Annotated in this window: 14 protein-coding genes and 1 other annotated feature; of the genes, 3 read left to right on the top strand and 11 right to left on the bottom strand. The window is 52.2% G+C overall.

Annotated elements, in window-relative coordinates; genetic code table 11:
* The 5 genes from B4H10_RS08805 to B4H10_RS08785 form a co-directional block, all read right to left on the bottom strand.
* On the bottom strand, positions 1-760 hold a 760-nt coding region (locus B4H10_RS08805; protein ID WP_292018674.1), incomplete at its 3' end, for a cytosine permease.
* Between the two features lie 42 nt (positions 761-802).
* The gene (locus B4H10_RS08800) at positions 803-1,168 is read right to left on the bottom strand and encodes a DUF488 domain-containing protein (protein ID WP_059076996.1); all 366 of its coding nucleotides are present in this window, start codon (positions 1,166-1,168) and stop codon (positions 803-805) included.
* A 90-nt stretch (positions 1,169-1,258) separates the two neighbouring features.
* Positions 1,259-2,092, bottom strand: a complete 834-nt coding sequence (locus B4H10_RS08795) for a pyridoxamine kinase (RefSeq protein ID WP_292018673.1) — start codon at positions 2,090-2,092, stop codon at positions 1,259-1,261.
* Positions 2,093-2,188: 96 nt separating this feature from the next.
* On the bottom strand, positions 2,189-4,126 hold the full coding sequence (locus B4H10_RS08790) for an ABC-F family ATP-binding cassette domain-containing protein (protein ID WP_292018672.1): 1,938 nt from the start codon (positions 4,124-4,126) through the stop codon (positions 2,189-2,191).
* A 21-nt stretch (positions 4,127-4,147) separates the two neighbouring features.
* A complete protein-coding gene (locus B4H10_RS08785) occupies positions 4,148-5,332 on the bottom strand; it encodes a CaiB/BaiF CoA transferase family protein (RefSeq protein ID WP_292018671.1) in 1,185 nt (394 codons plus the stop codon).
* Between the two features lie 112 nt (positions 5,333-5,444).
* Between B4H10_RS08785 and B4H10_RS08780 the strand changes: the two genes are divergently transcribed.
* The 3 genes from B4H10_RS08780 (at position 5,445) to B4H10_RS08770 (ending at position 9,638) form a co-directional block, all read left to right on the top strand.
* The gene (locus B4H10_RS08780; RefSeq protein WP_059077000.1) at positions 5,445-6,386 is read left to right on the top strand and encodes a carbon-nitrogen hydrolase family protein; all 942 of its coding nucleotides are present in this window, start codon (positions 5,445-5,447) and stop codon (positions 6,384-6,386) included.
* Positions 6,387-6,625: 239 nt separating this feature from the next.
* Positions 6,626-6,868 (top strand) — a binding site (T-box leader).
* 79 nt (positions 6,869-6,947) lie between these two features.
* The gene (locus B4H10_RS08775; protein WP_059077001.1) at positions 6,948-8,228 is read left to right on the top strand and encodes an O-acetylhomoserine aminocarboxypropyltransferase/cysteine synthase family protein; all 1,281 of its coding nucleotides are present in this window, start codon (positions 6,948-6,950) and stop codon (positions 8,226-8,228) included.
* A 111-nt stretch (positions 8,229-8,339) separates the two neighbouring features.
* Complete coding sequence (locus tag B4H10_RS08770) at positions 8,340-9,638, top strand: branched-chain amino acid transport system II carrier protein (RefSeq protein ID WP_292018670.1); 1,299 nt, start codon at positions 8,340-8,342, stop codon at positions 9,636-9,638.
* 117 nt (positions 9,639-9,755) lie between these two features.
* On the opposite strand, the gene crcB is transcribed toward B4H10_RS08770, so the two are convergent.
* The 6 genes from crcB to B4H10_RS08740 form a co-directional block, all read right to left on the bottom strand.
* Complete coding sequence (crcB, locus tag B4H10_RS08765; protein ID WP_292018669.1) at positions 9,756-10,133, bottom strand: fluoride efflux transporter CrcB; 378 nt, start codon at positions 10,131-10,133, stop codon at positions 9,756-9,758.
* Between the two features lie 59 nt (positions 10,134-10,192).
* On the bottom strand, positions 10,193-11,341 hold the full coding sequence (locus B4H10_RS08760) for a type II secretion system protein GspD (RefSeq protein WP_292018668.1): 1,149 nt from the start codon (positions 11,339-11,341) through the stop codon (positions 10,193-10,195).
* Positions 11,325-11,909: a hypothetical protein gene (locus B4H10_RS08755; protein ID WP_292018667.1), complete on the bottom strand. Its 585-nt coding sequence runs from the start codon at positions 11,907-11,909 to the stop codon at positions 11,325-11,327. The genes B4H10_RS08760 and B4H10_RS08755 overlap by 17 nt, the downstream gene beginning before the upstream one ends.
* A complete protein-coding gene (gene galE, locus B4H10_RS08750; RefSeq protein ID WP_292018666.1) occupies positions 11,899-12,894 on the bottom strand; it encodes a UDP-glucose 4-epimerase GalE in 996 nt (331 codons plus the stop codon). Before galE ends, B4H10_RS08755 begins: the two co-directional genes overlap by 11 nt.
* 81 nt (positions 12,895-12,975) lie before the next feature.
* Positions 12,976-14,415, bottom strand: a complete 1,440-nt coding sequence (locus B4H10_RS08745; RefSeq protein WP_292018675.1) for a glucose-6-phosphate isomerase — start codon at positions 14,413-14,415, stop codon at positions 12,976-12,978.
* Between the two features lie 118 nt (positions 14,416-14,533).
* On the bottom strand, positions 14,534-14,842 hold a 309-nt coding region (locus B4H10_RS08740), incomplete at its 5' end, for an ATP-binding cassette domain-containing protein (RefSeq protein ID WP_292018665.1).

The raw sequence follows: 14,842 nt of genomic DNA, 5'->3' as shown, positions 1-14,842 counted from the left end.
GAATGATCAGGATGCCGATCAGCCCCATCCCTGCCTGAAGCATAATGGCGGCAATGTCATCCTGTCCCGTGTACAGAGCTGCCCCCATGCCGATGACAAACATCCAGGTACTCGCTATAAAGTAGGCACCGCAGCTGGTGGCCGTCGCTTTGATGGGCTTTTCTGCCGTACGGGTATAATCAGAAATAATGGGCAGCCAGGAAAGGGGCATAGCTACGGTCAGTTCGATGGCTTCCCCCATAGTCATCGTGCCATCCGCCTGGAAAGATGAACCACCACCGAAAATGACAGCGCTCAGGACCAGTGTGAGGATCAGCAGAGCCGCTATGACGATGACATTGATGCGTCCCAGATTTTTCAGTCCCAGCACGATCCACAGCGCGATGAGAGCTGCTATGATGACGCTCCAGAAGGCCGTACCGATAGCCGCAATCGTATTGGCCGCTACGGCAGCACTGGCAATCATGACGGCAGTCCAGCCGATGAGCTGGATGACGTTCAGCCCGGCAAACAATTTCGCTCCCTGGCGTCCAAAGGAAATCTGCACCGTTTCCATGGCGCTCCTGCCGGTCCGGCCGCCAATCACACCGGCACCGAACATGACGGCACCGCCGATGACGTGGCCGATAATAATGGCCAGAAGCCCTTTGCCGAACCCCAACGGTGCCAGAAGCATCCCCGTCAGAATTTCGGCAATAGAAATACCGGCGCCAAACCATAAAAGTCCATTAGATAAGACCGAAGTTTTTGTTTCATTCATGAAAATACATCCATCCTTTCTTTCTATGTCTCTGTCCTGTCGTTATGGCAGGGCCTGAAGCAGCCAATGCTGCAGGACCAGGGCATGACTGTGTGCCGTGTCTTTTGCCGCATATACGAGGGTCACATTTCCCCGCTGCAGATAGGCACGACAGTCCTCCAGAAATGAAGCACCTGCCTCATTCATGTCAAGTTCTGCCACATAGCGCTTTGAAAATTCTTCATACAACGCCGCATCATGTCCATACCATTTCCTAAGTTCCGGCGACGGGGCGATTTCCTTGGCCCATCGGTCCAGATGGGCCCGTTCCTTTGAGATTCCCCTGGGCCAGAGCCGGTCTACGAGAATCCGTGTGCCATCGGCCGTTTCCGGCTGATCGTATATCCGCTTGATTTGTATCGTATACATCGCAATCTCTCCAATCTGATATGATTCATATACCTGCCATTATCCATAAAAAAGCACTGCTGCCCTCCGGCTGCAGCGCTCTTTTCCATGTCAATCGGTCTGTACTTCTTCGACGAGATTCAAGCATTGCTCGATGGGAATCCCTTTGTAAACATCCTGTACCCCCATATTGGCGGCGATGAGATTCCGCACGCTCTCCATGGAAAGAAGGGCCGCTGTTTCCAGCGCATGGCCGCGCAGCATCTGTCCTGTCAAGATAGCCGAAAAAGCATCGCCCGTGCCCGGGAAGCGGACGGGAATCAGATTGTACGGCAGCTGGAAATAGGTATTCCGCTCATGATCATACCCCAGCACGACATAGGTTCCCCCGGTCCGTACGCTGGTAATAAGGATGGAATGAGGACAGATGGCGCGGAGCGCATCGACGAGCTGCCGTGTTTCCGTTTCGTCCAGGTCGCATTCTCTGCAGTCCATGCCGGCCAGATAGGCGGCTTCTGTATAATTGGGCATGATGTAATCGGCAACACGGCACAGATTACGCATCCGCTCTACCGTTTCTGTTTCCACGCCATTATACAAATGTCCTTCATCGCCCATGATGGGATCAACAAAAATGCGCACGCCCCGGCGGGATTGTTCCTGGCAGAAGCGAGTCACAATGTCTGCCTGTTCCTGGGATACGATAAACCCCGTCGTAACGGCATCGAAGGAAAAGCCCAGTTCATCCCAGACCTGCAGCGCCTTTTTCATGTATTCCGTCGTTTCCAGGATATCGAACTTCCCATAATCCAGCGTATTGGATACGACGGCCGTCGGCAGATTATACACATCGTATTTCATATGGGCCAGAATGGGCATCATCGCTGCCAGTGCTACTTTTCCATACCCCGGTATATCATTGATCAGCAAAATTTTTTCGTTCATCTACATAACTCCCTGCTTTGTATTTGTCAACACGATGTCACTCTACTGGTTAGTATATATTACATTGGTGCTGACTGCAAGGAAAAGGAGCCATCTTTATTCTTTTTCTGATAGTTCCGCCCATGTGTCATAAGCTTCGTCCAACTTCTGCTGCGTACATTCATAGAGTCCTGTCAGTTCCATCGCCTTATCAGGGTCCGTCTGATTTTCCGGCTGGTTCAGCTGGAATTCATACATTTTGACGGTCGCTTCCAGTTCGGCAATCTTCATTTCTATCTGTTCCAGCTTGCGTGCCGTCCCATAGGACGGCGCTTTTTTCACGGCTGGTGTATCAACCGCTTTGACCGGTTGTGCCGCTGTCTGGGAAGACGGCCGTTTTTCTTCTTGTTTTTCTTCCGTTTTTCCGTTCCCCTGTTCTGCTGCCTCCTGTGCCTGCAGTTCCGCCGCTTCCCGTTCTTTTTCCCGGTAATAGGTGTAATTGCCCAGGAATTCCTTCAGTTTCTTGTTTTCCAGAACCAGCGTCCGCCCGGTAATCTTATCGAGGAAATAGCGGTCATGGGATACGACCAGATAGGTGCCGCCGAAATCAAGCAGGGCCTGTTCCAGGATTTCCCGTGTCGGAATGTCCAGATGGTTCGTCGGTTCGTCGAGGATGAGGAAATTCGGGCCTTCGAGGAATAGCTTCAATAAGGCCAGACGGGCCTGTTCGCCACCGCTTAAGCTATCGATCGTTTTAAATACATCGTCGCCGGTGAACAGGAACCGCCCCAGGACATTGCGTGCTTCATCTTCGCTGTAGCTGAAGGCATTCATGATTTCTTCCAGTACACTCCATGACCCGTGCAGTTCCGTATGTTCCTGGGCAAAATAACCGATACGGACCCGGCTCCCCAATGTGATATGACCGCTGTCCGGTTCTTTTTCTCCCATAATCATCCGCAGCAGCGTCGTCTTGCCCGTCCCATTGGGGCCGATGAGGGATGCCGACTCACCACGGCGCAGGAGCAGGCTCAGGTGATCGAAAAGCTGTCTGTCACCGTAACCGCCACAGACATTGTCGAGGACCAGCACTTTTTCCCCACTGCCTTCCGCCGGGGCAAAATGAAAATGCAGTGTCGCTTCTTCCGGTGCCAGTTCAATCCGTTCCAGCCGGTCCAGCTGGGACTGACGCCCCCGGGCCTGTTTGGCCTTGATTCCGGCTTTGTATTTGCGGATATACTCTTCCGTTTCGTGAATGTGTTCCTGCTGCTTCCGGTAGGCATTTTCCAGTGCTTTGCGACGGGCACGGCTTTGTTCTACATACCGCGTATAATTTCCTTTGTACTTGGTGATCGTCCCATGGCTCAGTTCCAAAATCCCCGTAGCGACCCGGTCGAGGAAATACCGGTCATGGGATACGATGAGAATGCCCCCGCCATAGGATAAAAGGTACCCTTCCAGCCATTCGAGCATATCCATGTCGAGATGGTTCGTCGGTTCGTCCAGGAAGAGATAGTCCGGACGCCGTACCAGTGCCTTTGCCAGATTGATACGCGTCTTCTGTCCACCGGAAAAGCTCTGTACGGGCCGGTCCATATCCGCTTCTCCAAAGCCCAGTCCCTGAATGATCTTACGGCTCATCGATTCATATTCGAATCCTCCCAGCCATTCGAACCGTTCCTGCATGTGGGCGTAACGGTTCATCAGTTCCATATTATCCGGCTGGCTCTGCATCTGTTTCTCTACATCTTTTAACTGGCCTTCCAGACGGAGGACATCCTGCCAAGCCTCTGTCATCGTGTCCCTGAGCGTTATGTCATCATCATAGGTGATGTCCTGCTGCAGGTATCCTACCGATTCTCCTTCGGAAAGGACAAACGTTCCTCCATCATACTCTTCTTCTCCGATGAGACATTTCAGGAGTGTCGATTTGCCCGCACCATTGGCCCCGATCAGGCCCAGCCGTTCTCCCCGGCGCAGTTCAAAGGATACGTCGTGGAAAATATTCCGTACGCCAAACGATTTTTCTAATTTTTGTACTTTTATGCTGCCCAATTGTATATAATTCCTTTCTTTCTAGACGATGTCCCGGTCTTTCAACTCCTGTATTTTTTCCTTGCTAAAGCCGAGCATGACCGCCAGGACGTCATCCGTATCGGCGCCGAGGAGCGGTGCCGCTTTGCGGACCGGAGTCTGTATTTCTGAAAAGTGAGCGGGAAATCCCGGCATTTCAAAATCACCGATGACGGGATGATGCTGCGTTTCCATCATGCCGCGCTGCCGTATCTGCGGGTGATGTACCAGTTCATCGATGCGCAGGAGCGGTGCCACCGGTACTCCCGCCTGATCAAACAAGGCGACGATATCTGCCGTCGTATGCTCTTTCATCCACGCCCCAATGATGGGCTTCAGTTCAGCATAGTTCTTGCGGCGCAGCGTATTTTCGGCAAACCGCGGGTCCGACATGATATCCATGCCCATGGCATCCTGCATGCGGCTGAACAGGCGGTTGCTGGCCGTCGCCACGGCGACATAGTCGTCTTTCGTCACATAGACATCAAAGGGCGCCGAGGCCGAATGTTCATTGCCCATCCGTTCGGGCACGACGCCGTTCAGCGTATACTGAATGACGAAGTTTTCCAGCACGGACATGGTCGTTTCCATCATGGAAATGTCGATATACTGGCCTTTTCCCGTATGCTCACGATAGTACAGGGCAGCCATCAGGCAGAACGCCGCGTGAATGCCAGCGTTGGCATCGGCAATGGATACCCCCACTTTAACCGGCGGCTGATCCGGATATCCCGTGACCCGCAGCAGGCCGCTCATGGCCTGGGCGATGTTGTCATAGGCGGCTTTATGGCAGAGGGGGCCGGTCTGGCCGAATCCGGAGATGGACGCATAGATGATGTCAGGGCGGACCTTCCGGGCTTCTTCATAGGAAAGGCCCAGTTTCTCCATCGTCCCGGCAGAAAAGTTTTCAATGACGATATCGCTCTGCTTCATCAGCCCGAGGGCTATCTCTTTTCCCTCCGGTGATTTCAAATCCAGGGTGATACTCTCTTTATTGCGGTTCAGATAGGCGAAATACCCGCTTTCATTATTTTTAAATGGCAGGTAATGCCGCGTGTCATCACCGCTTCCCGGCCGCTCTACTTTGATGACTCTGGCCCCCAGGTCGGCAAAGAGCATGGTGCAGTACGGCCCGGAGTAGACATGAGTAAAATCTAATATCGTTATATTTTCAAAGGGATTGTTCATGATTCATTTCACCTCACGGCTTCTAGTATATCATAGATTTTCCTTTGAGCGTATCTGCTAATCTATGATATAATAAACTATACCAATTCACTATGAACGGAGGAATCCATCCATGAAAAATCTGAAAAAGCAGCTGCGGGCTGCCATTGTCCAGGCTTCACCGGTCTTATTCGACAAGAAGGCCACCATCGACAAAGTCGTGCGCCAGATCATGGAAGCCGGTCAGAACGGGGCTGAGCTCATCGTTTTCCCGGAATCGCTCATCCCCTGCTATCCCTACGGGCTGACCTTCGGCTTTACCGTTGGCAGCCGTAATGAAGATGGCCGCAAGGACTGGAAAGTCTATTATGACAACGCTGTCGTCGTCCCCGATGATACGATCAGCATTGCCGCCGCTGCTAAAAAAGCCCACGCCTACGTCAGCATCGGCGTTACTGAACGGGATCCCATCAATTGCTCCCTATACTGCAGCAATCTGATTTTCTCGCCTGAAGGAGAATTGGTTTCCCTGCACCGGAAGATAAAACCGACCGGCGCCGAACGCTATATCTGGGCCGATTCCCATGTACCGGAAACGTACTTTCCCATGGTCGATACGGAATGGGGCCGCATGGGAAGCCTGATCTGCTGGGAAAACTACATGCCCCTGGCCCGCGTCGCCTTGTATGAAAAAGGAGTGGCCCTCTATCTGGCTCCCAATACCAACGACAACCCCGAATGGCAGGATACGATCAAACACATTGCTATCGAAGGGCACTGCTACGTGTTCAACGTCGATCAATATTTCACTAAAGACATGTATCCCTCTACCCTTCTGGAACAGGAAGAAATCAGCCGCCTGAAAGATGAAACGTGCATTGGCGGCAGCTGCATCATCGACCCCTATGGCCATTACGTAACAGAACCCGTCTGGAACAAGGAAGCGATTATCTATGCCGACCTCGACATGGACAAAGTTCCCATGAGCCGCATGGAATTCGATGCCACCGGCCACTATTCCCGTCCGGATATTTTAGAATTCTACATCAACGACGGCGACGAAGAGTTTGAATAATTATACAATCAAAAAAATTGGGGATGACTCGCCATGAGCCGTCCCTGTTTTTTTTGCATTTCTATAGAATGATATTTTTATTATTTTTTTATTTCCCTTTTCTCTTATATAATATATACATATACGGCCTTTATTGGCATTCATCTAATTGGAACTAAATTCTAATATTTTAAAAATTTCTCTGAAAAAGAGTTTGACAAATCCTGTTTTCCATGGTAGACTTACGTCATCAACTTGATAGTGTTGCAATGAAGAGAAGAGTACATGGAAGGAAATGGCACAGAGAGCTTCCGTCCGGTGAAAGGGAGCGCAGGGAATTCCGTGGAAGATGGCCTCAGAGCAGATTGGTCGAATAATTAGACCGTCCGGTTGCACCCGTTATCGTGCTATGGTATTCAAGACTACGGTCTGCGTACCTGAAGAGGCCTGGCTTGTGAGAGTCAGGTGAAATTGGGTGGTATCACGGTGCTTCCGTCCCTTACAAGGGGACGGAAGCTTTTTTTATTACAACACGCCTTCAAGTAAAAAAATTACATTTTTACATCACAGGAGGAATTCACTATGAGCACAAATTACAAATTCGAAACATTACAGCAGCATGCAGGTCAGGTTCCCGATCCGGCAACAGGCGCCCGTGCCGTTCCTATCTATCAGACAACGAGCTATGTATTTGAAAATACACAGGACGGCGAAGACCAGTTCGGCCTGAAGAAACCGGGCTTCATTTATTCCCGCCTTGCCAATCCGACCTGGGATGTGCTGGAAAAACGGATTGCCGCACTGGAAGGCGGCACGGCTGCCCTGGCTACGGCTACCGGCGCTGCTGCTATTTCCCTTTCCCTCATCAACCTCGCCGGCGCCGGTGATGAAATCATCGCTGCTCCGACGCTGTATGGCGGCACCATCGAATTGTTCACCGATACATTCAAACATCTCGGCATTACCGTCAAATACGCCGACCCCGATGATCCCCAGTCCTTTGCTGCACTGATTACGGACAAGACGAAGGCCATCTATCTGGAAAGCCTGGGCAATCCGGCTATCAACATTCCTGATTTCGAAGCCATTGCTGAAATCGCCCATAAAAACGGCATCCCTGTCCTCGTAGATAACACCTTTGCTACGCCGTTCCTCTTCCGCCCCTTCGAACACGGCGCCGACATCGTTCTCCATTCGGCTACCAAATTCATCGGCGGCCACGGCACGACATTGGGTGGCCTCATCGTAGAAAAAGGCGATTTTGACTGGGAAGGCTCCGGCCGGTTCGAAGACCTGGTAAAACCGGATGAATCGTACGGCGGTCTCAGCTTCGTCAAAGACGTACCCGGTGCCAGCTTTGTAACCCGCGTCCGTGCCAAATACCTCCGCGATCTCGGCGCATCGCTCAGCCCGTTCAACGCATGGCTGCTCATCCAGGGTCTCGAATCCCTGTCCCTGCGCATTGAACGCCACGTCTCCAATGCCCAGAAAGTAGCCGATTTCCTGGAAAACCATCCGAAGGTTACGAAAGTAAATTATCCGTCCCTGCCGAGCTCGCCGTACTATAAGCTGGCTCAGAAATACTTCCCGAAGGGCACGGGCTCAATTTTCTCCTTCGAACTCCAGGGCGGCCGGGAAGCAGCCCGCCGTTTCATCGACGCTGCACAGATTTTCTCCGATCTGGCCAATGTAGGCGATTCCAAGTCACTCCTCGTACATCCGGCTTCGACGACACATCAGCAGCTGAATGACGAAGCGCTCAAAGCGGCCGGCATCACCAGCGGCACGATCCGCATTTCCGTCGGTCTGGAAAATGTCGATGATTTGCTTGATGACTTGAAACAGGCTTTGGAAAAAGCATAAAATCGTACCAGGACCACTAAAAAAGTATACTTCGACCAAAGAGGGCCGGTAATGCCTGTATACGGTGTCATTGCCGGCTCTCTTTGTATACGTATTTCAGGAGGTTTTATCATGTCTGCTCTTCATTCTATCCGCTTCCGCGATGTATGCATTCTGGGTTTTGCCTTCTTTGCTACGTACTTCGGTGCCGGCAATCTGATTTTCCCGCCCCAGCTGGGTCTCAACAGCGGGTCGGCCTACCTGGCCGGTCTTTCCGGTCTGACCCTGTCAGGGATTTTCCTTCCCATTTTCACACTCATCGTCATCGGCCTCAACGGAGATGTACACGCCATTACCGATCATGTCGGCAAATACACCTATAACATCCTGCTGGCCGCACTGATGCTGGTCTGCACCTTCGTTTCCATCCCCCGCACGTGTGCCACGGCTATCCAGCTCGGTATCCAGGGCAATGTTCCATCAGCACCGTTCATTCCTCTCGTCATCGTATATTTCATTATTTCATTCTTCTTCGCCGCTGATAAGAACAACGTAATGGACCGGATGGGCAAATACCTGACGCCTCTTTTGGCCCTGATTTTGGTCGTCATCGCCATTATGGGCGTCGCCAGCCCCATAGGAACACCCATTGATCCGGCTGTTCCCAATTCCTTTGTCAACGCATTCCTGGGCGGATATAATACAGGCGATGTACTGGTTAGTTTCATTATGGCCGCTGTTTTCATCAGTTCCATCAACGCCAAAGGATATACGACGGTCGCACAGCGCAACCGCTGCCTCATCGGCTGCGGCATCATCGCCTTTGTTCTGCTGTTCATCATTTACGGTTCCCTCCTCTACATGGGAGCCTGCGTCAGCAGTGACTATCCCCAGTCTATCGGCCGGGCTGAACTTTTGGTAGCGATTATCCAGCGCGTAGGCGGTGCCGTCATGATTCCCATGGGCATAGCCGTCGTACTGGCCTGCCTGACGACGGCTATCGGCCAGATTGCAGCCGTAGCCGAATTCACCAGCCAGGCCACAGGCCGTTTCTCTTATCGTCAGGTAGCCATCGTCTGCTGTATTCTTTCCGCGCTTACGGCCCTTCTTGGCGTAGACGGCATCGTCACTTATGTAGGCTGGATTTTCGGCGTCTGCTACCCGCCCTGCCTGGCTCTGCTGGTTCTGGGCGTCCTGGTCCGCATCATCCCCAATGACGGTGCTTACAAGGGATCGGTCTATCTGGTGACGATGTACGCACTCCTCGAATCCCTGCCCGGTCTTTCCGGCCTCGGCTTTGCCAAAGCTATCGTCGCTGCCACACCGCTTTCTACGTACGGTTTCGGCTGGATTATCCCGTTCATCATCGGCTTCGTCCTCGGCACGATAATCTACACTGCCAGAGGAAAAAAAGAACAGGCAGCGGCATAAACGGAATTCTAACAAGCAAAACGCAAAAAGACTGACGCCGGAAGTAACTGATCTTCCGGGTCAGTCTTTTTTGATGTCCCTGGATAATACATTTATATAGAAACTAGTATCATACCATCAGACGATGGCATTGCCGGCTGCGTATCCCAGCCAGCAGGCCGCAAAACCGCCGATGACATTGAGTCCCAGATAGAGCAGGGCAAAGGTAAATTCGCCGGTCCGGACCATAGTCAGGAGTTCCATATTGTATGTAGAAAAAGTCGTGAATCCTCCGAGAACGCCTGTTACGAAAAGGAGTTTGACCAGCGGTGAAAGAGAGGAATGGCTGTTGAAAAAAACAAACAGGACGCCGATCAGAAAAGACCCGATAACATTAGCCAGTACTGTCCCATAGGGAAAAAAGGCCCCTCCATGCATGTTGCACAGTTCCGTCAGTATATACCGGCATGCCGCCCCGATGCCGCCCCCCAATGCTACACATAGTATTTTTTCCATCTGTTCCTATCCCCTTTCTGCTGAAAACATATCTATGGTAGCAGATTCCATACGGCCTGTCAACGAACAGATTCCGCATGAGGTGATGCTGCGCGGGACCGGATGAGGATGACCAGTTCCGTTTCTTTTTTTGATGTGTAGTGATACCGGAATAACTTTCCCAGGACAGGGATGTCTGCCAGTATGGGGACTTTGCGCAGATTATTGATTTCCTCCCGGCTGATGAGGCCGCCGATGAGCAGGTCCCTCCCGGGCTGCATACAGACGTCCGTATCGGCCCGGCGCGTCGTAATCCGGTAGGCCTTGAGTTCCGGTACGAGGATAGGCGTTCCCACTTCGGCGCGGATGTGGGCAGTCACACTGCCATCCTCATGAATCCGCGGCGTAAAGCTCAGTTTGATGCCCGCATCTTCATATTCTGTCGTGCGGGACACTTCCCCATCGGTCACGTGTTCTGTCAGGACGGGGATGCGGTCCCCGATGAGGATCTGCGCTTCCCGCCCATTCTGTGCCATAAGATGAGGACGGGCCAGGACCCGGGCTTTACCCTTGCTTTCCAGCGCCCGCAGCTGGCCCGTATACAGAAAAGACCGGTGGCCCGGTCCGCCTTCCATGGCCGTCCAGTCCCAGGAAATCCCCCTGTCTTTGACGGCATCGGTCTGAAGGGACAGGAATTCTATTTCCACACTGACCTGCCGCACCGGCACATCGAGGGATTGCACCAGCCGGTCTACCGCCGATGCAGTCTGGGCCGAGCCATGAAGAATGAGAGCATTGGTATCGCTGTGATAGCCGATGTGACCAGACCCTGCCACCGTTTCTGCCGCCTGACGCACACTGTCCGGATCGGCATGATGAAGTTTCCAGGTATAGCAGCTCCGGGCCTGATCATGAGCTCTTCCGGCCGTAATGAAGGCAATGGCCCCGTCCGTGCGGTACAACAGATTCTGGCTGCCCGCCAGTACGCGGATTGCCTCTTCTGCCGGTACATCATGAAGCTCCATCGTCACCGTGCCATCCACTGTGTCGTCTATGACCAGGTTGATTCCAGCACTGCGTGCCAGTCCGGCCAGAACGGTACGGACCGGAGCTTCATGAACGCGGACATCGAGAGCTTCCGCCTGTACCGGCCATCCCATCAGCATCATCCCCATGGCCAGAAATCTCAGTGGCAGCCACGTCTTCCCTGTCTTAAAAATACACTTCATGAATGACACCTTCTTTCGAAAGACCTGCTACACCGTGGGAAATATAAGCAATCTGCCAGGAATCAAACGATTCTCCTGCCGCACAAGCCTGTGACCGCAAGCCATTACTGAGCAGGATAAGACGCCGGCCTCCTTCTTCCAGCACTCCCAGTACCTGTGGCAGCGGTACCGGCCGGGACAGTTTCTCTTTCTCTCTGCCGTTCTGTTTTTTCTTCTGTTCCGGATTATCTTCCTTTTTTGCTTCTTTTCCCGCAGTCTCCATGGCAACTGGCGACTCAAATAAATCGGCCAGTGGTTTTGTCCGCCGGATGCCCGCCAGGCTGTGGATACACCTTCCTTCTCCTTTTGAAGGGGGACCGGCTTTTTTATGCAAAAAAGAAGGAGGCGGAGAATCGGTATGATTCTTCGTCTCCCGTACTACTACGTTCTGATCTGATGCCGGTCCATCCCACCAAAACCAGATTCCTGTCAGACATGCCAGGATTACTCCATACGGGAGCCATGTTTTCGCGTGATGAACTAAAATGTTCCAAACAAGGTGACTATATGCAGACAGCCTATTTCTCATCTCCGTATCCTGCAGGATGCGTACGGTGCCAGTTCCAGGCATCGGCAATGATGTGTTCCACATCACTGTGGACAGGACGCCAGCCGGTTACAGCCTGAATCTTTTCCGAGCTTGCGATGAGTACGGCCGGATCGCCGGCACGGCGGGGCGCTTCTTCTACAGCAAAGTCCCGGCCCGTTACCTTTTTAGCCGTCTCGATCATCTGGCGCACACTCATGCCGTGCTGTGTCCCCAGGTTGAAATACTGGGACTGGCCGCCACGGGCCAGATAGTCCAGGACCCGCACATGAGCATCGGCCAGATCCGTTACATGGATATAATCACGGATACAGGTCCCATCAGCCGTCGGATAATCTGTACCAAAAATCTTGATACTCTGGCGCTGTCCCAAAGCCGTCTGCAAAATCAACGGAATCAGATGGGTTTCCGGTGTATGATCTTCCCCGATTCTGCCATCTGCATCGGCTCCGGCGGCATTAAAATAACGCAGGGCCACATACCGCAGACCATAGGCACGGCTGAACTGGGACAGCATGTGTTCGATCATCAATTTTGTCTGTCCATAGACATTGGTCGGTGCATATGGCATATCTTCTGTAATGGGAGTCTGTTCCGGTTCGCCATATACGGCAGCGGTAGATGAAAAAACCATATAAGGTACACCGGCCTGGCGGACCGCTTCCAGCAGGTAATAGGAACCGACTATATTATTGTCATAATAGATAGTCGGATTGACCATCGATTCCCCTACCTGGCTGTGGGCGGCAAAATGCATGACCCCTTCGATTTTCCGGTCTGTCAGGATTTGTTTTACCCGTTCCAGATGGTGGATATCTTCTTCAATGAGTTCCACGTCTGATGGTACGGCCTGACGGTGTCCCCTGGACAGATTGTCCAGTACGACTACGGAATGACCTTTTTCCAATAATGCTTTTACAGTATGGCTGCCAATATATCCGGCACCCCCGGTAACGAGAATATTCATGATACACAGTACACCTTTCACTACAAATTTAAACGAAAGACATCAGATCTACGCCTAATGGCGGAGCCGGGAACGAACCCGTTATTTTTTCATTTCTGCCAGATGCTGCCCCAGATAGCATTTGTATATTTCTACCCCCGGCTGGTTAAAGGCATCGACATCGGCATATTCCCCTTCATAGGCAATGGACCAGCAGAGCAGGAACATGAGCTCTCCCAGATAAAAGGCGTTCAGTTCAGGAAGGATGAAATTGGCACTGGGCCGGCCATCTCCAATGAGGGCTTCTTCATTAGCCCGGCGCGCCGCTTCCAGGATCCGGCTCAAGGGCAGGCCGCTGAAGGCAGCCAGTTTGGCAAAGGAATCGTACGTATGGGGAACGACGAGATCATCAGGCCATTTTTCGATGGAGACGAACTGGACGACTTTGTCCTGGGGGCCTTCCTGGTGTTCCTGCGTCTGGGCATGCATATCCGTCGTACCGACAGCGACGATCGGCGTCCGTCCATAATGGACGACCTGCCCTTCTTTATTCAGCCGTTTACCCAGTGATTCTGCCAGGAGCTGGATATACCATTCGGATAAAGATTTCAGATTGTCGGCATAGGGCATGAGAACTTCCAGGTTTCTCCCATGGCGGCTTCCGGCCAGGAATTTCAGGACACTGTTGAGAAGGGCCGGATTTTTCGTGATGTCATCGCTTTTGACAGCCTGATCCGCTTCACGGGCACCGGCAAGGAAGGACCGGATATCAAATCCCGTAAGGGCTCCGACGATGAGTCCTACTTCGGAAAAGACGCTGAACCTGCCACCGATGCCGTCCGGTACGTAGAAGATAGGCCAGCCCGATTCACGGGCCAGCGTATGCAGCAGCGTTTCCTTTTCTCCTTCATGGGGATCGGTGACGGCTACGGTTTCCATAGAAATCCCCGCAGCTTCCATGGCTTCTTTGAAAATCATATAATTCGACATGGGTTCGATGGTAGATCCCGATTTGGATATAACGACGGCCATGACCGTGTAATCCTGTTGTCCCGCACTTTCTGCACGCATTGTCTGAATCAGGCCGGACAACTTATGGGTATCGACGTTATTACCGGCAAAAAATGCCTTAGGATATCCGTTGCGATCTTTCTGACTCTTAAGATTCCAGAATTCGCCGCACTGGACATCAAACAGGACTTTGCCGCCCAGATACGACCCGCCAATGCCGAAGAATACGACGGCATCGACGCGGTTGCGCACCGTCCGTCCCAGTTCTTCCAATGCCACGATGCGTTCAGGATTATTGATATTGCCTTCTGCAATATACGGCAGCTGCGGAAAGAGTACCGCTTCCGGTTCCCCATCTTTAGAAAGGTGGCCGGCAACCGTTCCCTTTTGGCGCAATTCCATCATGACAGAGTGAGCTTTCTGATAGACAGGAGCAAACTCTTCCACTTCTCGTTCCGTTATCAAGGCATCCGGCCCGTAAAGGTGGGACATATCCAATACAAGGCCAGACGGCAAGGTAATCCGATTCATCATAATACCACAGCCTTTCGTTCGAATTGTTTACCTTTCCATTATATCATAAATACCGGAATCCGTGGGAGAAATAAAAAACTGCACCATATATCTAAAATATACAGTGCAGCTTTGATCAAAAGCGCAGCATAGATTTCAGGAAACTCTGGGTCCGTTCATTCTGCGGATGTTCAAAAATCTGTTCCGGACTTCCTTCTTCCTGGACAATGCCTTCTGCCATGAACAGGACCCGGTCGGAAACTTCTTTGGCAAAGGCCATTTCATGGGTCACGATGATCATGGTCATATCTTCATCGGCCAGCTGCTTGATAGTCCGCAGTACTTCCCCGGTCAGCTCCGGATCGAGTGCCGATGTCGGTTCGTCAAAGAGCATGATATCCGGCTGCATGGCCAGAGCCCGGGCAATGGCCACACGCTGTTTCTG

This window comes from Megasphaera sp. UBA4382, from assembly GCF_002391155.1.
In the GTDB taxonomy this organism is placed as follows: domain Bacteria; phylum Bacillota; class Negativicutes; order Veillonellales; family Megasphaeraceae; genus Megasphaera; species Megasphaera hexanoica.
This window is presented reverse-complemented; position numbering and strand designations above follow the sequence as displayed.